Source organism: Tropicimonas omnivorans (assembly GCF_031846565.1).
Classification (GTDB): domain Bacteria; phylum Pseudomonadota; class Alphaproteobacteria; order Rhodobacterales; family Rhodobacteraceae; genus Tropicimonas_B; species Tropicimonas_B omnivorans.
On sequence record NZ_JAVRHL010000001.1, the window covers coordinates 672,283 to 692,390 of the forward strand.

At 67.7% G+C, this 20,108-nt stretch carries 19 protein-coding genes; 15 read left to right on the top strand and 4 right to left on the bottom strand.

Features of this window, described 5'->3' with window-relative positions; genetic code table 11:
* The 7 genes from RM543_RS03335 to gyrB all read left to right on the top strand — a co-directional run bounded on the left by RM543_RS03335 (position 1) and on the right by gyrB (position 8,826).
* Positions 1–777: an enoyl-CoA hydratase gene (locus RM543_RS03335; RefSeq protein WP_311689477.1), complete on the top strand. Its 777-nt coding sequence runs from the start codon at positions 1–3 to the stop codon at positions 775–777.
* Between the two features lie 156 nt (positions 778–933).
* Complete coding sequence (gene rpsT, locus RM543_RS03340; protein ID WP_116086018.1) at positions 934–1,206, top strand: 30S ribosomal protein S20; 273 nt, start codon at positions 934–936, stop codon at positions 1,204–1,206.
* 732 nt (positions 1,207–1,938) lie between these two features.
* Positions 1,939–3,297, top strand: coding sequence for a chromosomal replication initiator protein DnaA (dnaA, locus tag RM543_RS03345; RefSeq protein ID WP_311689478.1), 1,359 nt, complete (start codon positions 1,939–1,941; stop codon positions 3,295–3,297).
* 112 nt (positions 3,298–3,409) lie between these two features.
* On the top strand, positions 3,410–4,528 hold the full coding sequence (dnaN, locus tag RM543_RS03350) for a DNA polymerase III subunit beta (protein ID WP_116086014.1): 1,119 nt from the start codon (positions 3,410–3,412) through the stop codon (positions 4,526–4,528).
* 56 nt (positions 4,529–4,584) lie between these two features.
* Positions 4,585–5,679 (top strand): DNA replication/repair protein RecF, encoded by a 1,095-nt coding sequence (gene recF / locus RM543_RS03355; protein WP_311689480.1) that lies wholly within the window; start codon positions 4,585–4,587, stop codon positions 5,677–5,679.
* A gap of 25 nt (positions 5,680–5,704) precedes the next feature.
* Entirely contained in the window at positions 5,705–6,328 is a 624-nt protein-coding gene (locus RM543_RS03360; RefSeq protein ID WP_311689481.1) for a LysE family translocator, read from the top strand.
* Between the two features lie 80 nt (positions 6,329–6,408).
* Positions 6,409–8,826: a DNA topoisomerase (ATP-hydrolyzing) subunit B gene (gyrB, locus tag RM543_RS03365; protein ID WP_311689482.1), complete on the top strand. Its 2,418-nt coding sequence runs from the start codon at positions 6,409–6,411 to the stop codon at positions 8,824–8,826.
* Between the two features lie 38 nt (positions 8,827–8,864).
* On the opposite strand, the gene RM543_RS03370 is transcribed toward gyrB, so the two are convergent.
* Entirely contained in the window at positions 8,865–9,431 is a 567-nt protein-coding gene (locus RM543_RS03370) for a TlpA family protein disulfide reductase (protein WP_311689483.1), read from the bottom strand.
* Positions 9,432–9,469: 38 nt separating this feature from the next.
* Between RM543_RS03370 and argH the strand changes: the two genes are divergently transcribed.
* From argH to RM543_RS03385, 3 genes are all read left to right on the top strand, one after another.
* On the top strand, positions 9,470–10,894 hold the full coding sequence (gene argH / locus RM543_RS03375) for an argininosuccinate lyase (protein ID WP_311689484.1): 1,425 nt from the start codon (positions 9,470–9,472) through the stop codon (positions 10,892–10,894).
* Positions 10,891–11,082 (top strand): hypothetical protein, encoded by a 192-nt coding sequence (locus RM543_RS03380; RefSeq protein WP_311689485.1) that lies wholly within the window; start codon positions 10,891–10,893, stop codon positions 11,080–11,082. The genes argH and RM543_RS03380 overlap by 4 nt, the downstream gene beginning before the upstream one ends.
* 73 nt (positions 11,083–11,155) lie before the next feature.
* The gene (locus RM543_RS03385; RefSeq protein ID WP_311689486.1) at positions 11,156–11,359 is read left to right on the top strand and encodes a hypothetical protein; all 204 of its coding nucleotides are present in this window, start codon (positions 11,156–11,158) and stop codon (positions 11,357–11,359) included.
* Between the two features lie 6 nt (positions 11,360–11,365).
* On the opposite strand, the gene RM543_RS03390 is transcribed toward RM543_RS03385, so the two are convergent.
* Positions 11,366–12,088 carry a lysophospholipid acyltransferase family protein gene (locus RM543_RS03390; RefSeq protein WP_311689487.1) on the bottom strand — a complete coding sequence of 241 codons (723 nt, stop codon included), beginning with the start codon at positions 12,086–12,088 and terminating at the stop codon, positions 11,366–11,368.
* 119 nt (positions 12,089–12,207) lie between these two features.
* Here RM543_RS03390 and lysA point away from each other — a divergent pair, with 119 nt between their 5' ends.
* On the top strand, positions 12,208–13,479 hold the full coding sequence (gene lysA, locus RM543_RS03395; protein WP_311689488.1) for a diaminopimelate decarboxylase: 1,272 nt from the start codon (positions 12,208–12,210) through the stop codon (positions 13,477–13,479).
* A gap of 69 nt (positions 13,480–13,548) precedes the next feature.
* On the top strand, positions 13,549–16,203 hold the full coding sequence (locus RM543_RS03400; protein WP_311689489.1) for a TIGR02302 family protein: 2,655 nt from the start codon (positions 13,549–13,551) through the stop codon (positions 16,201–16,203).
* 91 nt (positions 16,204–16,294) lie between these two features.
* Here the strand turns inward: RM543_RS03400 and RM543_RS03405 are convergent, their stop codons facing one another.
* Positions 16,295–17,053 carry a DUF1013 domain-containing protein gene (locus RM543_RS03405; RefSeq protein WP_311689490.1) on the bottom strand — a complete coding sequence of 253 codons (759 nt, stop codon included), beginning with the start codon at positions 17,051–17,053 and terminating at the stop codon, positions 16,295–16,297.
* 137 nt (positions 17,054–17,190) lie between these two features.
* Here RM543_RS03405 and RM543_RS03410 point away from each other — a divergent pair, with 137 nt between their 5' ends.
* From RM543_RS03410 to RM543_RS03420, 3 genes are all read left to right on the top strand, one after another.
* A complete protein-coding gene (locus RM543_RS03410; RefSeq protein WP_311689491.1) occupies positions 17,191–17,820 on the top strand; it encodes a ribonuclease T2 family protein in 630 nt (209 codons plus the stop codon).
* A 121-nt stretch (positions 17,821–17,941) separates the two neighbouring features.
* Entirely contained in the window at positions 17,942–18,721 is a 780-nt protein-coding gene (locus RM543_RS03415) for a trypsin-like serine peptidase (RefSeq protein WP_311689492.1), read from the top strand.
* A 168-nt stretch (positions 18,722–18,889) separates the two neighbouring features.
* On the top strand, positions 18,890–19,369 hold the full coding sequence (locus RM543_RS03420) for an Hsp20 family protein (RefSeq protein ID WP_311689493.1): 480 nt from the start codon (positions 18,890–18,892) through the stop codon (positions 19,367–19,369).
* Between the two features lie 147 nt (positions 19,370–19,516).
* Here the strand turns inward: RM543_RS03420 and RM543_RS03425 are convergent, their stop codons facing one another.
* A complete protein-coding gene (locus RM543_RS03425; RefSeq protein WP_311689494.1) occupies positions 19,517–20,077 on the bottom strand; it encodes a PAS domain-containing protein in 561 nt (186 codons plus the stop codon).
* Positions 20,078–20,108: the final 31 nt, after the last annotated feature.

Consider the following 20,108-nt stretch of genomic DNA (forward strand, 5'->3'; position numbering starts at 1 on the left):
ATGGCGTACGAGACGATCGTCGTCGACACGTCGGACCATATCTGTCTGATCAAGCTCGACCGGCCGGAGGCGCTGAACGCGTTGAATGCCCAGCTCCTGCGGGAACTCGGGAAGGCGCTGACGGAGGCCGATGCCAACGAGAAGGTGCGCTGTATCGTCATCACCGGCACCGAGAAGGCGTTCGCCGCCGGTGCGGATATCGCCGAGATGTCCAAGATGAGCTTCGTGGATGCGTTCGGTGGGGACATATTCGGCGCCGAGGCGCAGCCGCTCCAGCGCGTTCGCAAGCCGATCATCGCGGCCGTCTCGGGCTACGCGCTTGGCGCCGGCTGCGAGCTTGCCATGATGTGCGACTTCGTCATTGCCGCCGATACCGCCAAGTTCGGCCAGCCCGAGATCAACCTCGGTGTCATGGCGGGGATGGGAGGCACGCAGCGGCTGACCCGGCTCTGCGGCAAGTCCAAGTCGATGGACATGCACCTGACCGGCCGTTTCATGGATGCGGAGGAAGCCGAGAGGGCGGGGCTCGTCAGTCGCGTGGTTCCGGCCAAGAAGCTGATGGAAGAGGCGATGGCCGCTGCGGCCAAGATCGCTGAGAAGTCCGCCCTGTCCGTCATGGCGGTCAAGGAAGCAGTGAACCGCAGTTACGAGACGCCGCTCGCCGAGGGCATCCTCTTCGAGCGCCGCATGTTCCACGCGCTTTTCGCCACCGAGGACAAGTCCGAGGGCATGTCCGCCTTCCTCGAAAAGCGTGAACCTGCCTTCCGCGACAAATAAGGTGCCCGGCCGGGGTTCCATCGCCGGGCGGATTGCCGTATAGGCCGCCGTCACATGCGCGTGGAGCCCGCTCAGGCTGGAATCGACCGGTTCGGACCGAACCCGGGACTTTTGCGTGCGAAGATTTGCAACTGACCCGATCCGAGGGACCCGAACATGGCCAATACGCCGCAATCCAAGAAACGCGCCCGTCAGGCCGCGCGCCGTCTCACCGTCAACAAGGCCCGCCGCTCGCGCATCCGGACCTTTATCCGGCGCGTCGAGGAGGCCATCGCCACCGGTGACAAGGAGGCCGCCGAGACCGCTCTGCGGACCGCCCAGCCCGAGCTGATGCGAGGCGTCACCAAGGGCGTCATCCACAAGAACACGGCGTCGCGGAAGATGTCCCGCCTGGCGCATCGCGTGAGCAAGGTCGGCGCTGAAGGCTGATAGCCCAGCGTAGCTTCAGCATCCGGATTCGAGAAGGCCCGTCGCACCAGCGGCGGGCCTTTTTCTTGTGCATGTCCGAGTCGGCGCGGGCGTTCGACTGCGGAAATTTCTTTACTGACGCAGCGTCTTATGGCGAATCCGGGCGGCGGGACCCGTGCGTTCTGCGGATGCCGAAATTTGCGGCTCGTGCGCCACATCGCGGGGCAAAAGACGAGGTCTGTCGCCGGCCGGGCGCCTGCCGCAGGGACGCTCTCCAGGCGTCGGAAGCTTGTTTGATTTGCGCCGCAATAGGTTGCCCGGATTCGGGGGCGCCCGGACAGAGTCAAGGTACAGGTTTGCGTTGCCGAGTCCGCAATCCGGACGGTAGTTTGTCCAAGCGATTCACATCGTCCGGGGGGACAGTGATCGAGTCGTTCGCCGGACGTCTTGGGGAAGTCTTGTCCGGCTTGTTGAACGACACGGTCGACCAGCGGAATTGCCGGAGTACCCGGCATCCGAGCGAGCATTCGGCGCGTATTGCCGGATCTCTGGTCATGTCCGGAACATGAGCAACCCGGCCGTTAGCCGGAGACACACGCACCGGCGTAGGGTGCGGTCCGTACTGACCGTTTGTCCTCGGGCAAGCGGGTGGTTGCTCTCGTCCGAATGTCCGGCCCGCTGTGAATTGCCGGAGCCTTGCACCAACGCAGGCTCTGCAAAGAGGCAAGAAATTGACGCAGGAGCGTGTCGGGCATGACGCACGAAGCATGGGGGCAAGTGCAGGAGCAGTTGCGCAGATCGGTGGGCCAGAGCAGCTACAAGAGCTGGATCGAGCCGCTCGAATTCGATCGCGTGAGTGAGGGTGTCGCCCGGTTCAAGGTCCCGACGGGATTCTTCGGCACCTGGGTCTCCCGCCATTACGGCGACCTGATCGTGCGCGGTTTCGCCCAGTCCGGCTCGCCGGTGGACCGTCTCGATTTTGCCCTCGTGGATGCCGCGCCGCCGGCGCCGAAGCCGTCCCCCGCCCGGAGTGACGCCGCCCCGGCCCGCCCCAAGGCGGAGGAGCACGACAACACCAGCGCGCCTCTCGATCCCAGTTGCACCTTTGACGAGTTCGTCGTCGGCAAGTCCAACGCGCTGGCTCATGCCGCCGCGCGCCGCGTCGCCTCCGCCACGGACATCACCTTCAACCCGCTTTTCCTCTATGGCTCGACGGGCCTTGGAAAGACGCACCTGATGCACGCCATCGCCTGGAAGCTCAGGACCGAGCGTCCGGATCTGCGCGTGGTCTACCTGTCGGCCGAGAAATTCATGATGCGCTTCGTCGAGGCGCTGCGGATGAACGGCACGATGAAGTTCAAGGAGCTGTTCCGTTCGGTGGACATCCTGATGGTGGACGATATCCAGTTCATCGCCGGCAAGGACAGCACGCAGGAAGAGTTCTTCCATACCTTCAACGCCCTCGTGGACCAGCGGAAGCAGATCGTCCTCTCCGCGGACCGTGCGCCCGGCGACATCAAGAAGCTCGAGGACCGGATCGCGAGCCGGATGCAATCCGGCCTCGTGGTGGATCTTCTGCCCACCGATTACGAACTGCGCCTCGGCATCCTGCAACAGAAGGCCGAGCTCTATCGTTCGCTGGCGCCGGGGTTCTCGGTTCAGCCGGACGTCCTCGAATTCATGGCTCGCCGCATCTCTGCGGACACGCGGACCCTGGAAGGCGCGCTCAAGAAGCTCATCGCCCATGGCGGGTTCCTCGAGCGGGAGATCACGCTGGAAGTGGCCCAGGATTGCTTGTCGGACACGCTCCGGTCCTCCGAGAAGGCGCTGAGCATCGAGGAGATCCAGCGCGCGGTGAGCGAGCATTTCGCCATCCGCCTGTCGGACATGATCGGGCCGAAGCGCCTGCGTGCGATCGCCCGTCCGCGGCAGGTCGCGATGTATATCTGCAAGGATCTCACCTCCCGCTCCCTGCCCGAGATCGGGCGCCGCTTCGGCGGGCGGGACCACACGACCGTGATCCATGCCGTGAAGCGGATCCAGGAGCTGATGGTCGGGGACCGTCAGCTGGCCGAGGATATCGACATCCTCCGCCGCCGCCTGCAATCCTGACCCAACCTTTTCGCGCGACTGCAACAGGCGTCGCCTCTCGTCCCTTCGGGGACTTGTGCGGCGCCGCGAAGCGGGTAACGTGCGCCTCCCTGCGGTAGATGGAGCGCCTGTCATGAAGATCAGCATCGAGCGCGGCACGCTTCTGAAGGCGGTCAGCCATGCCCAGTCGGTGGTCGAACGCCGCAATACCATTCCGATCCTCGCCAATGTGCTTATCGAGGCGGACGGCGACACGGTCAGTTTCCGCGCCACTGATCTGGATATCGAGGTCGTGGACAAGGTGCCGGGCCAGGTCGAGCGCGCCGGCTCCACGACAGTATCGGCGGTGACGCTCCACGAGATCGTCCGCAAGCTGCCCGACGGAGCGCTGGTGAAACTCGTCGACGACACCGCCTCCCAGCGTCTGTCCGTCGAGGCCGGGCGCTCGCATTTCCACCTCGCCACCCTGCCGCGGGAAGATTTCCCGGTGATGGCAAGCGCCGAATACACCGCGAATTTCGCGGTTCCGGCGCCGGTCCTGCGGCGGCTGTTCGACAAGTCCAAGTTCGCGATCTCCACCGAGGAGACGCGGTACTATCTCAATGGCGTCTACATGCATCTCGCCGATGGCGAGGACGGGCGGGCGCTGCGCTGCGTGGCGACGGACGGGCACCGCCTCGCCCGTATCGACGCGCCGCTGCCCGAGGGTGCCGACGGCATGCCGGGCGTGATCGTGCCCCGCAAGACCGTGGGTGAACTGCGCAAGCTCCTGGACGACGACGAGACGGAGATCGCCGTCTCCGTCAGCGAGACCAAGGTGCGCTTCGCGACGCCCGAGATCACGCTGACGTCCAAGGTCATCGACGGAACGTTCCCGGATTACGCCCGCGTGATCCCGGTCGGGAATCCCAAGCGTCTCGAAGTGGATGCCAGCGAATTCGCCCGCGCGGTGGACCGTGTGGCGACCGTGTCCTCGGAGCGCTCCCGTGCCGTGAAGCTCTCCCTTGACGAGGATCGGCTGGTCCTGTCGGTCAACGCGCCCGACAGCGGCGCGGCGGAGGAGGAGCTGGCCGTCGCGTATGCGGACGAGAAGCTGGAAATCGGCTTCAACGCCAAGTACCTCCTGGAGATCGCGAGCCAGGTGGACCGCGAAAACGCTGTCTTCATGTTCAATTCCTCGGGCGATCCCACCCTGATGCGCGAGGGGTCCGACACCTCCGCCGTCTATGTCGTGATGCCGATGCGGGTCTGAGCCCGCCCGGACGGGGCGGCGTGCGCCGCCGTCCTTCGCCAAGATAAAGGGGCGCCATGCCCGGCCTGGCCGTCACCGAGCTGACCCTGTCGCATTTCCGATCCCACCGCCGGATGAGTCTGGAGGCCGGGGCGCGGCCGGTCGCGATCTTCGGGCCGAACGGGGCGGGGAAGACCAACCTGATCGAGGCTGTCTCCCTGCTGTCGCCGGGCCGCGGGATGCGGCGCGCGGGAGCCGAGGAGATCGCCCGGCGCCCCGAGGCGCTCGGGTGGAAGATCGCGGCAGAGATGGACACCCCCTCCGGCCGGCATTCCGTCGAGACCTGGTCCGAAGGCGGCCCCCGCAGCGTTCAGGTGGACGGCAAGCCAGCGCCGCAGGCCGCGCTCGGGCGGATCGCCCGCGTGGTCTGGCTCGTGCCGAGCATGGACCGCCTCTGGATCGAGGCCTCCGAGGGGCGACGACGGTTTCTCGACCGCATGGTCCTGGCCTTCGATCCAGGCCACGGGGAGGCGTCGCTTGCCTATGAGAAGGCAATGCGCCAGCGGAATCGGCTTCTGAAGGACCAGGTCCGGGACGCGGGCTGGTACGGGGCGCTGGAGGCGCAGATGGCGAGCGCCGGCGCGCGGATCGCTTCGGCGCGGCGCTCGGCCCTGAGCCGGATCGCCGCGGCGCAGGAGGGGGCCGTGACGGCCTTTCCCGCGGCGGATCTCTTCGTCGAGGCGGAGGGGCCCGAGGAGGAGGATGCGCTCGCGGAGGCCTTTGCCCGGGGCCGCCCCTCGGACCTTCACGCCGGCCGCACCCTCGTCGGCCCGCACCGGACGGACCTGGGCGCGATCTACACCGCCAAGGGGGTGCCGGCGGCGCAATGCTCCACCGGGGAGCAGAAGGCGCTCCTCATCAGCCTCGTGCTGGCGCAGGCGCGCGCCGTGGCCGAGGATGCCGGCGCGCCGCCGCTTCTCCTGCTCGACGAGGTCGCCGCACATCTGGACGAGGGGCGCCGCGCCGCGCTCTACGACGAGATCGTTCGCCTCGGCGCGCAGGCCTGGATGACGGGCACGGGACCTGAGCTGTTCGAGCCTCTCGAGGGCCGGGCGCAACGGCTCCACGTGACCGAGGCGGACGGCATATCCCGCGTGGAGGATGTGACGTGAGGATCGCCAAGGTGAGGTATCTGATATGACGCTCGGCCCCGCACAACTCGCGCTCTATGCTGGGGGGCTGCTGGCCCTCTTCCTCACTCCGGGGCCGGTCTGGGTCGCTCTGGCGGCGCGCACGCTCGCGGGCGGGTTCTCCGCGGCATGGCCGCTTGCGATCGGCGTCGCGATCGGGGATCTCCTCTGGCCGGTCCTCGCGATCTTCGGCGTGACCTGGATCCTGTCCGTCTACGGCGGGTTCCTCGAGATCCTTCGCTGGGTTGCGGTGGTGCTCTTCGCCGTCATGGGGGCTCAGCTCATCCGGAAGCCCGCCGTCCTGACCGAGGGCTCGGACAGCCGTCTGACCCGCCCTGGACGCCGCGCCGGGTTCATTGCCGGCGTCGCCGTCATCCTCGCGAACCCGAAGGCGATCCTGTTCTACATGGGGATGCTGCCGGGCTTCTTCGATCTGGATGCGCTGACGGGGCCGGACATCGTCCTCATCGCCTGCATCTCCTTCACCATCCCGCTGTTCGGCAACCTCGTGGTTGCGACGTTCGTGGACCGCGCGCGGCGGCTTTTGTCCTCGCCTGCCGCGGTGCGGCGTACGAACCGCATCGCCGGCGGGATGCTCCTCGCCGTCGCGCTCGCAATCGCGTTCGGGTGACACCAAATATTGTGGGCGCTGCGTGACAATCCCCACTGCTTCGCGATATACGGGCAGGCAGAATAACAAGGATCGTGCAGATGTCCGAACCCGCCCGGCAGCCTGAAGACTACGGCGCCAGTTCGATCAAAGTTCTCAAGGGCCTGGAGGCCGTTCGCAAGCGTCCCGGTATGTATATCGGGGACACGGACGACGGTTCCGGCCTGCACCACATGATCTACGAGGCCGTGGACAACGGCATCGACGAGGCGCTTGCCGGTCATGCGGATGCGGTAACGGTGACGCTTCTTGCCGACAACTCGGTCTCCATCCGCGACAACGGCCGGGGTATTCCGACCGATATCCACGAGGAGGAGGGCGTCTCCGCGGCCGAGGTCATCATGACCCAGCTCCACGCGGGCGGCAAGTTCGACCAGAACAGCTACAAGGTCTCGGGCGGTCTGCACGGCGTCGGCATCTCGGTGGTGAACGCCCTGTCCGACTACCTCGAGCTGCGCATCTGGCGGAACGGCAAGGCCCATTACGCCCGGTTCGAGCGCGGGGATACGGCGGAGCCCCTCCGGGTGACGGGCGAGGCCGAGGGGGAGAAGGGCACCGAAGTGCGCTTTCTCGCCTCGACCGATACGTTCTCCAACCTCGACTACAACTTCGCCACGCTCGAGAAGCGCCTGCGCGAGCTGGCGTTCCTCAATTCCGGCGTCAAGATCGTCCTGCGGGACGAACGTCCGGCCGAGGTCAGGGAAGTGGAGCTCTGCTACGAGGGCGGCGTGCGGGAATTCGTGCGCTACCTCGACCGGTCCAAATCGTCGGTCATGCCGGACCCCATCTTCATGGAAGGGGAGCGGGACGGCATCGGCGTCGAAGTCGCGATGTGGTGGAACGACGGCTACAACGAGATGGTCCTGCCGTTCACCAACAACATCCCGCAGCGCGACGGCGGTACGCACCTCGCCGGCTTCCGCGGCGCCCTGACACGGACGATCAACCTCTATGCGGGCCAGTCCGGCATCGCGAAGAAGGAAAAGATCAACTTCGCCGGGGACGATGCACGCGAAGGCCTGACCTGCGTCCTGTCGGTGAAGGTGCCGGATCCCAAGTTCTCCTCCCAGACCAAGGACAAGCTGGTCTCCTCCGAGGTGCGCCCCGTGGTCGAGAGCCTCGTGAACGAGAAGCTCGCCGAGTGGTTCGAGGAGCACCCCCAGGAAGCGCGCATGATCGTCGGCAAGATCGTCGAGGCGGCCCTGGCGCGCGAGGCGGCCCGCAAGGCGCGGGAGCTGACGCGGCGCAAGACCGCGATGGACGTGGCCTCGCTGCCGGGCAAGCTCGCCGATTGCCAGGAGAAGGACCCGGCGAAGTCGGAACTCTTCCTCGTCGAGGGTGACAGCGCCGGCGGCTCGGCCAAGCAGGGCCGCTCCCGCCAGAACCAGGCCGTGCTGCCGCTCAAGGGCAAGATCCTGAACGTCGAGCGCGCGCGCTTCGACCGGATGCTGTCGAGCCAGGAGATCGGCACGCTGATCACCGCCCTCGGCACAGGCATCGGACGGGACGAGTTCAACATCGGCAAGCTGCGCTACCACAAGGTCGTCATCATGACCGATGCCGACGTGGACGGCGCCCACATCCGGACCCTGCTTCTGACGTTCTTCTTCCGGCAGATGCCGGAGCTGATCGAGGGCGGCTATCTCTATATCGCCCAGCCGCCCCTCTACAAAGTCTCCCGCGGCAAGTCCGAGGTCTATCTCAAGGATCATCCGGCGCTGGAGGATTACCTGATCGACATGGGGGTCGAGGGCGCCATGCTGCGGCTTTCCACGGGGGAGGAGATCACCGGCCATGACCTCGTCCGCGTCGTCACCGAGGCGCGCGAGATCCGCCGGATGCTGCAATCCTTCCCGACGCATTACCAGCACCGGATCCTCGAGCAGGCCGCCATCTCGGGGGCCTTCGTGCCCGGCCGCATCGATCAGGACCAGCAATCCGTGGCCGATGCCGCGGCCTCACGGCTCGACCTCGTGTCGCTGGAATACGAGCGCGGCTGGCAGGGCCGTCCCACGCAGGAAAAGGGCATCCGCCTGTCGCGCATGGTCCGCGGCGTGGAGGAGGCCCGGATCCTCGACGGTCACGTCATGCGCTCCGGCGAGGCGCGCAGGCTCGGCGGTCACACCAAGGCTCTGCAGGACATCTACAGCGGAATCGCCCAGCTCCATCGCAAGGATAAGCACATCCAGATCGAGGGGCCGCTCGGCCTCCTGGACGCGATCCTCGAGGAGGGGCAGCGCGGCCTGTCGCTCCAGCGCTACAAGGGTCTTGGCGAGATGAACCCCGATCAGCTGTGGGAAACCACGCTCGATCCCGAAGCCCGCACCTTCCTGCGCGTGACGGTGGACGACGTCGCCGAAGCCGACGACATCTTCACCAAGCTCATGGGCGACGTGGTCGAGCCCCGCCGCGAGTTCATCCAGTCCAACGCGCTCTCCGTGGAGAACCTCGACGCGTAAGGACTTCTAGGCGGCGTCCGGGAAGGCCGTCGAGGCGGTTAGCCCCCTGTCCCCATCGCCGCGACCTCGGACAGGAGGGCGCGGGCGTCCTCGCCGTTCCAGTCGGCGATGCCGGAGAGCCGGCCGATCTCGCGGCCAGACCCGTCCAGGATGATTGTCAGGGGAAGCTGGCGGACGCCGGCGGTGCGGGACAGGATCCGGTCGGCATCGAGAAGGACGGGCAGATCGCCCGCGCCCGTCTCGGAGAGGAACCGCTCGACGGCCGGCGGGGCATTCCGTCCGCTCGCGACCGTGACCACGGCGACGTTGCCGGCGCTTTCGGGATCGGCGGCGAGGGCGGCGAGGGACGGCATCTCCTCCCGGCAGGGCGCGCACCATGTGGCCCAGAAGTTCAGCAGGACCGGACGGCCGGACCAGTCGGACAGGCGTGCCGTGCCGCCATCGAGGCGCGCGACCTCGGCCTCGGGCGCCAGCGCCTCGGGTGTCCCCTCGGGGCGTTCGATGCCGTCCATGTCCCCGGTCAGGAGCGCGGACACATCTGCCGAGCCCGTGTTTGCCATGACCGCCGCCAGAATGTAGATCGTGGCCGATAGCGCATGCCTCATGCGGTTCCTCGCCTCATTTTTCCAGTTTCGGAGCGCCCATGTCCGGTCCCGACCTCGATCCCGCCAACGGCACCCCGCCCAAGGCCGCCAACCAGATGTGGGGCGGCCGGTTCTCCAGCGGGCCCGACGCCATCATGGAGGCGATCAACGCCTCGATCTCCTATGATCAGAGGCTCGCCGCGCAGGACGTGGAAGGCTCGCGCGCCCATGCCGCGATGCTCGCGAGCCAGGGCATCATCAGCGATAGCGACGCCACCGCGATCCGGGAAGGTCTTCTCACGGTGTTGTCAGAGATCGAGGACGGCAAGCTCGCCTTCTCCGCCGCGCTCGAAGACATCCACATGAACGTCGAGGCGCGCCTGAAGGACCTGATCGGCGAACCGGCCGGCCGGCTCCACACCGCCCGCAGCCGCAACGACCAGGTGGCGACGGATTTCCGCCTCTGGGTCCGGGACCAGTGCGACGCCGCCATCGAGGGGCTGCGCGCCGTCCAGCGCGCGCTCCTGGGGCAGGCGGAGGCCGGGGCGGACTGGGTGATGCCCGGATTTACCCATCTTCAGACCGCGCAGCCGGTCACCTGGGGCCACCACATGCTGGCCTATGTCGAGATGTTGGGCCGCGATGCGGGCCGCTTTGCCGATGCGCGCGCCCGGATGAACGAGTGCCCGCTCGGCGCCGCCGCCCTCGCCGGGACGTCCTTCCCGATCGATCGGCACGCCACGGCCGAGGCCCTCGGTTTCGACCGGCCCTGCGCCAACTCGCTCGACGCCGTGTCCGACCGGGATTTCGCGCTGGAGTTCCTCGGCGCCGCCTCGATTTCGGCGATGCACCTGTCGCGGCTGGCCGAGGAGCTGGTGATCTGGTCCTCCGCGCAGTTCCGGTTCGTGACCATGTCCGATCGCTGGTCCACCGGCTCCTCGATCATGCCGCAGAAGAAGAACCCGGATGCCGCCGAGCTCCTGCGCGCCAAGATCGGCCGCATCGTCGGTGCGAACGTGGCGCTTTTGACGGTGATGAAGGGGCTGCCGCTCGCCTATTCGAAGGACATGCAGGAAGACAAGGAGCAGGTCTTCGATGCCGCGGACAACTACCTGCTGTCGCTCTCGGCCATGTCCGGAATGGTCGCCGACATGACGGCGAACAGGGGGTCTCTCGAAGCCGCGGCCTCGGCCGGCTTCTCCACCGCCACGGACCTCGCCGATTGGCTCGTGCGCGAGGCCGGACTGCCGTTCCGGGATGCGCACCATGTGACCGGCTCCCTCGTCGCCCTCGCGGAGAAGGAGGGCTGCGGTCTGGAAGACCTCTCGCTGGTCGCGATGAAGGAGGTCGACTCGCGGATCGACGAGGGCGTCTTCGGCGTGCTCGGCGTCGCCAGCTCCGTGGCCAGCCGGACGTCCTATGGTGGCACCGCGCCGGACCGGGTGCGGGAGCAGGTTGCGCTCTGGTCGGAGCGGATCGGATGAGGGGCGCCGCGCTGCTTCTCGTGCTGGGGCTGGCCGCCTGCGGCGTCGGTGGTGAGCCGGAGCGGCCGGGCGGCAGCGGGGCCTTCGAGTCCCCGGCGATCCAGAACGGGATCGAGCCAGGCGTGTCCTCTCCCTCCATCACCCGGCCGGACGTGATCGAGGTCGGTGTGGACGAGGCGCCCGCATGAAGATTGCCCGGATGCGCTGCCCTTCCTTGAGCGACGTGGCAGCGCGTCCGGTCGTGCCTCGGAAGGATGCATTATGAGCCGATTTGTCTGCATCGCCCTGATCCTCGCGCTCGCCGGCTGCGGTGGTGCCGGGGCACCCAGAAACGATCCGTTCGGAGCGAAGCGGGATCCCGTCTCCGTTTCCGGGACGGTGAAGGCCGGCTATGCCAGCGAGCGGCCGGGCTTCGGCGGCGGTCTGGTCACCGGCGGGGATGTCATCGTCTCAATGACGCCCTGAGCAGCGTCACGCCCGGTCTATCGGCCCGGCATGGCCCATCGCGCGGTCGGTCCCGTCGGTCAGTTCGTCGAGGTCCGCTTCGAGCCTCGCCCGGAGGACCTCCATCTCTGCGGGATCTGTGCGCCGCCCGATCTCGCCCCATCTCTTCCAGACCATGCGGCCGGCGCCGCCGGGCTTCGGCACGATGAGCCGGTCCCACGAGGGCAGGGTGGAGTATCGCTCCACGGAATAGCTCCACATGAAGATCGGCGCGCCGGTCACGCGTGCCCAGTCGACCGCCACGGACGACATCCGGCGCGCAGGGCCGATCGGTCCGTCGCAGGCGATGCCGAAGGAGGCGCCCGCTCTCGCGGCGCGGGCGAGGGTGAGCGTGCCGCGATCGTTGCGGCGGGTGTCGTGCATCCGGACAGTCTCCCAGCCGAAGCGTCCGAGTACGCCGCCGACGATCCGCCCGGGCCGCTGATGCGAGGTGACGGACCAGATCGGCCCCCAGCTGCGGTCCCACATCCAGGGCGTCATCGCGAGGCGACCGTGCCATACCGCGAAGATCACCGGCCCCGCCGCGGCGGCCTCGCAGAGCGCATCCCACCCCTCCAGCGTCCAGTCCGTCCGGGCGTGGACGCGCCGGAGGCGCCGGGCGATGAGCGCCTCCGCCGAGCCGAGAACCGCGCGGCTGTCTGCCAGCGCCTCGGCCTTGCGGCGGGTCCAGGTGGGGCGTCGTTTCGCCATGACTTCGTGCTCCTTCGCTGCGGCGCCTGAATAGGAGCGCGCGGCGCGCGTTGCCAGAGGGCGCGAGCCCCGCTAGGAACGGCGCCGCCGACCCTGCATTCAAGCTCAGCGAGCCCTTCATGGACCATTTCCTCTACCGCGACGGCGTTCTTCATGCCGAGGACGTGCCCCTGACGGAGATCGCCAGATCTGTCGGCACGCCGTTCTACTGCTACAGCACTGCCACGCTGACCCGGCATTTCAAGCTGTTCCATGAGGCGCTCGAAGGGACGGACCACCTCGTCTGCTTTGCCGTGAAGGCGAACGGCAACGTCGCCATCCTGCGCACCCTCGCCGCGCTCGGCGCCGGGATGGACGTGGTGTCGGCCGGCGAATACGCCCGGGCGAAGGCTGCGGGCGTGCCCGGCGAACGCATCGTCTTCTCCGGCGTCGGCAAGACACCGCAAGAGATGCGTGCCGCGCTGGAAGGCGGGATCCGCCAGTTCAACGTGGAGAGCGAGCCCGAGCTGGAGGTTCTCTCCGCCGTTGCCGCCGAGCTCGGGACGACGGCGCCCATTGCGCTCCGGATCAACCCGGATGTGGACGCCGGAACCCATGACAAGATCTCCACCGGCCGGAAGGAAGACAAGTTCGGCATCCCCGTCGGCCATGCCCGCCGGGTCTATGCCCGCGCCGCGGCCCTGCCCGGGATCGAGGTCGTGGGCGTGGACGTTCACATCGGCAGCCAGCTCACCGATCTTCAGCCCTTCGAAGCGGCGTTCGGCAAGGTCGCGGAGCTGACCGAGGCGCTCCGCGAGGACGGCCACGACATCCGCCGGCTGGACCTCGGCGGCGGCCTCGGCATCCCCTACACGCGCAGCAACGCCCCGCCGCCGCTCCCGCTCGATTACGGTGCGATGATCCGCCGGACGCTCGGTCACCTCGGCTGCGAGATCGAGATCGAGCCGGGCCGCCTCATCGTCGGCAATGCGGGTGTTCTGGTCTCCTCGGTGATCTACGAGAAAGCCGGCGAGGGGCGGGACTTCCTGATCCTCGATGCCGCGATGAACGATCTTCTCCGCCCCGCGATGTACGGCGCGCACCACGATATCGTCCCGGTGAAGGAGCCTCTCCCCGGCGGTCCGACCGCGCAGAAGGACATCGTCGGTCCGGTCTGCGAAAGCGGCGACACCTTTGCCAAGGCGCGCGAGATGCCGCCCGTGGCAGCCGGCGATCTTCTCGCCTTCCGCTCGGCCGGAGCCTACGGTGCGTCGATGTCGTCGGAATATAACGGGCGTCCGCTGGTGCCGGAGGTTCTGGTCAACGGCGATCAATTCGCCGTCATTCGGGCCCGCCCCTCGTTTGACGAAATGATCTCCCGCGATAACGTGCCTGAGTGGCTGGAGGACTGATCCCTCGGCCGCGCCCGTGCCACCTGGTGGGCTGATATCCGGGAGAGGCCCAGACGCAGGATCCGTGCCATGACCTCCGATCGCCAGAGCCCGGAGACGGGACATGCCGGCCCGGCAAGCCCTGAGACGGATCGCGCGCGCGCCGAGGCGACGCGCCGCCTGACACGTCCGCTGCGGTTGACACGCCTCGGCATGGTGGCCGAGCGGGGCGCCCGTGCGTTCTGGCCGGTCTGGGCATTGCTTCTCCTGGCCGTGGCCCTGCTCGCATTCGGGGTGCACGACATGGTGCCGCCGATCTGGGCGCTCATCGGAGGGTCCGTCTGGGCGGCTTCCATCATCGGGCTGGGCCTCTGGGGTGTCTTCCGCTTCAGGATGCCGTCCCGCGTCGAAGCCGTGCGCCGTCTCGATGCGACGATGCCGGGCAGGCCAATCCAGGCCCTGACGGACCTTCAGGCGGTGGGCGCGGCCGATGGTGGGTCCGCTGCCGTCTGGGCCGCGCATGTGCGCCGCATGGCGGAGCGCGCAGGGACCGCGCGTGCGCCGAGACCCGACCTCGCCCTTGCCGCGCGCGATCCCTACGCGCTCCGCTACGTCGCCCTTCTCGCCGCGGTAATGGCGCTGCTCTTCGGCTCGATCTGGCGGGCGGCCAGCGTCGGGGAGATCGCGGGACAGGCCGGCCCCGGCGCCGCGCTCGCCTCCGGTCCCGCCTGGGAAGGCTGGATCGAGCCGCCTGCCTACACGGGTCGTCCCGATCTTTATCTCGTGGATCAGCCCGAGGGCGCACTGCGCGTTCCCGAGGGCAGCCGCGTGACCATCCGTCTCTACGGCGCGCCGGGCGATCTCGATGTCTACGAGTCGATCTCCGGCCCCGTCCCCTACGACGCCGACGAGACTGCGCCGCCCGAGGAGATGACCGCCCGGTCCTTCGATGTCATCGATGACGGTATCCTCTCCATCGAGGGCGATGGCGGGCGGGAATGGGACATCGTCCTCATTCCGGACGAGGCGCCGCAGGTCGCCTTCGACGGTACGATGAGCCGCGAGGCGAGCGGGGAGATGAGCCAGCCCTTCGCCGCCTCCGACGATTATGGCGTGGTTTCAGGGCGCGCTCGGATCGCGCTCGACCTGCCCGAGGTGACACGGCGCCACGGCCTCGCCGCCGATCCCGAGCCGCGGGAGCCGATCACGGTCGATCTGCCGATGACGATTTCCGGCGACCGCACGGAGTTCACCGAGGCGCTGGTCGACGATTTCTCGAAGCATCCGTGGTCCGGTCTTTCGGTGGAGATCACGCTGGAGGTGAGCGACGCCGCCGGCCAGGCCGGCGAAACGGTGGAGCCGCTGGAGGTGCGTCTTCCGGGCCGGCGCTTCTTCCAGCCGGTCGCTGCCGCGTTGATCGAACAGCGGCGGGACCTGCTCTGGACCCGGCAGAACGCCCCGCGCGTGGCGCAGGTGCTGCGCGCCGTGAGCTATGAGCCGGGCGACGTGATGCCGGACAGTTCGAGCTACCTGCGCCTGCGCACGCTGATCCGCCGGCTCGAACAGGGCGCCGCGGAGGGCGAACTCGCCGACGCGGCCCGCGACGAGATCGCCGAGGAGCTCTGGTCGCTGGCGCTCAAGCTGGAGGAAGGATCGCTGGCCGATGCGCTCGAACGGCTCCGCCGGGCGCAGGATCGCGTGTCCGAGGCGATCCGCAACGGCGCCTCCGAGGAGGAAATCGCCGAGCTCATGGACGAGATGCGGCAAGCGCTGGACGAGTACATGCGCCAGCTTGCCCAGCAGCAGGATCCATCGCAACAGGATCAGCAGCAGGCCGAGAACACCATGGAGATGTCGGGCGATCAGCTTCAGCAGATGCTCGACCGGCTTCAGGAGCTCATGGAGGAGGGGCGGACCGCGGAAGCCGCCCGCCTCCTGGAGCAGCTCAGCCAGATGATGGAGAACATGCAGGTCACGCAAGGCCCCGGTCAGGGGCAGCAGCCCGGGCAGCAGGCGATGGACGACCTCGCCGAGACGCTGCGGGACCAGCAGGGCCTGTCCGACGACTCCTTCCAGAACCTGCAGGAGCAGTTCGGCCAGGGTCAGCAGCAGCCGGGCCAACCCGGTCAGCAGGGACAGCAGCCCGGACAGCCGGGTCAGGGACAGCAAGGGCAGGGACAGCAGCCGGGACAGCAAGGGCCGAACCAACAAGGGCAGGGACAGCCGGGGCAGGGCGGTGCGCCGTCCGCCGAGGATCTCGCCCAGAGGCAGAGGGAGCTGCGGCGGGAGCTGGAGCGGCAGCAGGGCGGCCTGCCCGGCGCCGGAACCGAGGAGGGGCAGCGCGCCCGCGACAGCCTCGGCCGCGCCGGCGAGGCGATGGACCGCGCCGAGCAGGCGCTCCGGCAGGACGACCTCGCCGGCGCCATCGACGAGCAGGCGCAGGCAATGGAGGAGTTGCGACAGGGGATGCGCGATCTCGGCGAGGCGATGGCGCGGCAGCAGCGCGAGCAGCAGGGCCAGCAGGGTCAGGCGACGGGACAAGCGGGACCGGACGGCCAGCGCGACCCCCTCGGCCGGGATCGCGGCGCCGACGGACCGCTCGGGACCGACGAGAACCTTCTCCAGGGGGAGGACGTCTATCGCCGGGCCGAGGAGCTCCTCGACGAGATCCGCCGCCGCTCCGCCGATCAGGGGCGCCCGGAAGCCGAGCGTGATTACCTGGAGCGCCTTCTGGAGCGGTTCTGAGCGGTTTCGGCGACGCTCCCTTCACACGAACGAAAAAGGCCGCGCCCAATCTGGCGCGGCCTTTTCTGGTTCCGGACGGGGGGGGGGCAGCTCAGGGCTGCTCGTCCTCATCCTCGTCGTCATTGTTTTCCGGCAGGTTGAAGAAGCTGTCCGCATCGACGGGCTTCTTGTCATCCTCTTCCTCATCGCGCGGATCGCCGGACAGCGTGAAGGTCTCGAGACCGGAGATCGAGGAGGGGATCTTCGGTTCGGCCGGATCGGACAGGCTCTGCTCGGTGGAGACGAGGCGGCGGCGCTCGTCATCCGACATGACGGCGCCTTCGGCCGCCCGTCGCTGCGCGGCCTTCTGGACAGCGGCATCGAGTTCGGACTGCTTGCAGAGGCCGAGCGCAACGGGGTCGATCGGCTGGATGTTCTGGATGTTCCAGTGGGTCCGCTCCCGGATCGCCTGGATCGTCGGCTTCGTGGTGCCGATGAGCTTGGAGACCTGGGCGTCCGTCAGTTCCGGGTGGAATTTCACCAGCCACAGGATCGAGGCCGGACGGTCCTGGCGCTTCGACAATGGCGTGTAGCGCGGCCCGCGGCGCTTCTCTTCGCCGACGGCGGCCGCGTTGTACTTCAGCTTCAGCTTGTGAAGCGGATCCTTCTCCGCCTTGTCGATCTCGTCCTGGGTGAGCTGATTGTTCGCCACCGGATCGAAGCCCTTCACACCGGCCGCGACGTCGCCATCGGCAATGCCCTGGATCTCGAGCTCGTGCAGGCCGCAGAAATCCGCGATCTGCTTGAAGCCGATCGTCGTGTTGTCCACGAGCCAGACCGCGGTGGCCTTCGCCATCAGGGGCTTCGTCATGTCATCATCTCCTTGACCAAAGGTCGCACAAGCCTTCCCCGTCGCCGGGCGGCCGGCGGCGCCCGGATGCGGGCGCGGTCCTCGTTTTCGGGGATTGGGCGGGATATAGTCCCGATTGCCTCGAAAGGAAAGATCCCATGTCGCCTCGCCGCCTGATCCTTGCGCTTTGCCTCGCCCTGCCCGGCTTCGCCGTGGCCGAGGGGGAGCAGCCGGGACGCTTCGATTACTACGTCATGGCCCTGTCCTGGTCGCCGAACTGGTGCGCGGGCGAGGGGCAGGGGTCCCAGCAGTGCGGGCGCGGACTGGACTGGGTCCTGCACGGGCTCTGGCCGCAGAACGAGCGGGGCTGGCCGAGCTACTGCGCCGGGCCGCAATCGCCCCCCTCCCGCGGGCAGACCCGCGCCATGGCGGACATCATGGGCACCGCCGGGTCCGCGTTCTACCAGTGGAAGAAGCACGGCACCTGCGCCGGTCTGTCCCCGGCCGACTATTTCGAAACTGCACGTGAGGGGTATGACAGCGTCACCCGTCCCGAGATCTTCCGCCAGCTCCCGCGCGAGATGGAGCTTGCGGCCTCCGTCGTGGAAGAGGCGTGGCTCGAGGCGAACCCGGATCTGGACGCGGACGGGCTGACGGTGACCTGCAAGGCGGGGGCGATACAGGAGGTCCGGATCTGCCTGACGAAGGATCTGGAGCCGAGGCGCTGCGGGGCGGACGTCATTCGGGATTGCACCTTGTCGGATGCCGTGATGCAGCCCGTGGAGTGAAAGCTCATCCGGCTGCCGCTAGGGCAGGCGCGCTGTCCGATGAGAGCCCGACAGGTGCCGCATTCCGGCCCTGATCCTTGACTAGCCTGCCCGCGATACGAACCGCCAGGACCTCCGCCCCATGCTTCGCGTACTCGCTGCCTGTCTCCTCCTCGCCGGCCAGGCAGCCTCGGCGGATACCACCCTCAGGGAGCTTGCCACGGCGGATGACGGGAAGGGATGGGAGGCGGTCGGACGGATCGATCTCGGCGGCAAGGGTTCCTTCTGCACCGGCGCGCTCATCGCGGCGGACCTGGTCCTGACCGCGGCGCATTGCCTCTTCGACAGTCGCGATGGCGCGCGCATCCCGGACGGGCAGATCAAGTTCATGGCCGGTCTCCGGAACGGGCGGGCGGAGGCGTATCGCGGTGTGCGGCGTTCGACAGTCCCGAAAGATTACGATTACCTCGACAAGGGCAGCATTCAGCGTGTCTCCCGCGATATTGCGCTGCTCTTGCTCGACCAGCCGATCCAGCTGCCCTCGATCCGGCCGTTCCCGCCGGCAATGGGGCTGACGATCGGAACCGAGGTCGGCGTCGTCTCCTACGCGGCAGGGCGCGAGGCCGCACCGTCCCTTCAGGAGGTCTGCGAGGTTCTGGACGCGGCGGGTGGCGTGGCCATGCTGTCCTGCGTCGTCGATTTCGGGGCCTCCGGCGCCCCGGTCTTCGTGCTTGGGCCTGGCGGCCCGCAGGTGGCTTTCGTGGTGTCGGCAAAGGCAGAATCGGACGGCCGGAAGGTCGCGCTCGCCAGCGATCTGGGTGCGACGCTCCATGGGCTCAAACGCAGCATCGAGATGAATCCGACGGGCGCCATGAACGCCGGAAGTGCCTTCGTCACCGGGGCGAAACGCATCCGTCCCTGACCCTTCACGACCTCGTAACCAGGAGCCGGCAAGGCTCTTGAACGGCCGCCGGCGATCCCCATATCAGCCGCGTCCGGATGCCGCTTCAGGGTCCGGGCGACGACCCGAACGGCGCTCGTCCGACGAGGAGGGCGCCAGCATGACACATCGCTTACGAGGATGAATCCTATGCGTACCCATGACCTTGCCCCGCTCTACCGTGCCACCGTCGGCTTCGATCGCGTCGCCGACCTGATGGACCGCGTTCTGAGCGCCGACGTTTCCCAGCAGACCTACCCGCCCTACAACATCGAGAAGACCGACGAGAACGCCTATCGGATCTCCGTCGCCGTCGCCGGGTTCTCCGCCGACGATCTCAATGTCGAGGTGAGGGACAGCGCGCTCATCGTGTCCGCCCGCAGGGTGGAGGACGAGAAGGACACCTCCCGCACCTACCTCCATCGCGGCATCGCGACGCGTGCCTTCGAGCGCCGCTTCGCCCTCGCTGACCACGTCCGCGTCACCGGGGCCGATCACGTCGACGGAATGCTGCATATCGATCTCGTCCGCGAAGTCCCCGAAGCGCTGAAGCCCCGTCGCATCGCGATTGGCGGATCCAGCTCGATCGAAGGGCAGAGCTCCCGGACGACCGAGACCGCCGAGGTCTAACTTGCCCGAGTAGTGCCTTCGGCGGGAGCGCGCGGCCCCTTGGGTCGCGCGCTTACCCCATCCAGCGGCGGCCCTCGTCGCCAGGGGGCAGGCCGCAGGATCGGAGGGCGTGGGGCGCCAGCCCGTCCCGCCCTCCTCGATGTTTGGTCAGGTATCGTTGTTCGAGAGGGACAGGTAGGCGCTGGCGACGTTGAAGGCTGCGTTGGCGAGCATCCGGCGCTGTTCGGACCGAAGCTGGGACTGGGTTTCGATCACGCTGCGCACTGCATCGTTGATATGCCCGAGGTGGTTGTCGATCCCCTCTTTCGTCACGTTCCGCTCCAGTTCGAACTGTGAGCCGATGAAGTAGATCGGTGTCCCTTCCCGGTCCTGAAGGGCCTGCATGAACAGAAGGTTGTCGAAGATTTCGCCGTTCTTGCGTCGATTGCTCAGGACGACCTGACAATTGGTGCCTGCGGCCAGCGCTTCCTTCAGCTCGGCGCGCGCCGCGGAGTTGTCCAGATCGCTTTGCAGGAAGCGGCAGTTGCGGCCGACCACTTCGTCCCGCGAGTAGCCGCAGATATCGAGGAAGCTCTGGTTGGCGAGAATGAGCGGGACGTCGTCGCGCCGTGTATCCGCAAGGGTCAGCGCGATGGGGGAGCGATCGAACATCTCGCTCACTCTTTCGAGAGCCGGGTCCAACCCATTCTGCTTGCTCTGTTCGTCCATTCGGTGGACACCATATCTCTGTTGAACATGA

Coding starts and splice junctions, on each gene's coding strand:
- rpsT (WP_116086018.1), top strand. CDS start 934: ATGGCCAATACGCCGCAATCCAAGAAACGCGCCCGTCAGGCCGCGCGC.
- RM543_RS03360 (WP_311689481.1), top strand. CDS start 5,705: ATGACGCTCGGCCCCGCACAACTCGCGCTCTATGCTGGGGGGCTGCTG.
- lysA (WP_311689488.1), top strand. CDS start 12,208: ATGGACCATTTCCTCTACCGCGACGGCGTTCTTCATGCCGAGGACGTG.
- argH (WP_311689484.1), top strand. CDS start 9,470: ATGTCCGGTCCCGACCTCGATCCCGCCAACGGCACCCCGCCCAAGGCC.
- RM543_RS03410 (WP_311689491.1), top strand. CDS start 17,191: ATGTCGCCTCGCCGCCTGATCCTTGCGCTTTGCCTCGCCCTGCCCGGC.
- dnaN (WP_116086014.1), top strand. CDS start 3,410: ATGAAGATCAGCATCGAGCGCGGCACGCTTCTGAAGGCGGTCAGCCAT.
- RM543_RS03390 (WP_311689487.1), bottom strand. CDS start 12,088: ATGGCGAAACGACGCCCCACCTGGACCCGCCGCAAGGCCGAGGCGCTG.
- recF (WP_311689480.1), top strand. CDS start 4,585: ATGCCCGGCCTGGCCGTCACCGAGCTGACCCTGTCGCATTTCCGATCC.
- RM543_RS03425 (WP_311689494.1), bottom strand. CDS start 20,077: ATGGACGAACAGAGCAAGCAGAATGGGTTGGACCCGGCTCTCGAAAGA.
- RM543_RS03420 (WP_311689493.1), top strand. CDS start 18,890: ATGCGTACCCATGACCTTGCCCCGCTCTACCGTGCCACCGTCGGCTTC.
- RM543_RS03370 (WP_311689483.1), bottom strand. CDS start 9,431: ATGAGGCATGCGCTATCGGCCACGATCTACATTCTGGCGGCGGTCATG.
- RM543_RS03405 (WP_311689490.1), bottom strand. CDS start 17,053: ATGACGAAGCCCCTGATGGCGAAGGCCACCGCGGTCTGGCTCGTGGAC.
- RM543_RS03380 (WP_311689485.1), top strand. CDS start 10,891: ATGAGGGGCGCCGCGCTGCTTCTCGTGCTGGGGCTGGCCGCCTGCGGC.
- RM543_RS03400 (WP_311689489.1), top strand. CDS start 13,549: ATGACCTCCGATCGCCAGAGCCCGGAGACGGGACATGCCGGCCCGGCA.
- dnaA (WP_311689478.1), top strand. CDS start 1,939: ATGACGCACGAAGCATGGGGGCAAGTGCAGGAGCAGTTGCGCAGATCG.
- RM543_RS03385 (WP_311689486.1), top strand. CDS start 11,156: ATGAGCCGATTTGTCTGCATCGCCCTGATCCTCGCGCTCGCCGGCTGC.
- RM543_RS03335 (WP_311689477.1), top strand. CDS start 1: ATGGCGTACGAGACGATCGTCGTCGACACGTCGGACCATATCTGTCTG.
- RM543_RS03415 (WP_311689492.1), top strand. CDS start 17,942: ATGCTTCGCGTACTCGCTGCCTGTCTCCTCCTCGCCGGCCAGGCAGCC.
- gyrB (WP_311689482.1), top strand. CDS start 6,409: ATGTCCGAACCCGCCCGGCAGCCTGAAGACTACGGCGCCAGTTCGATC.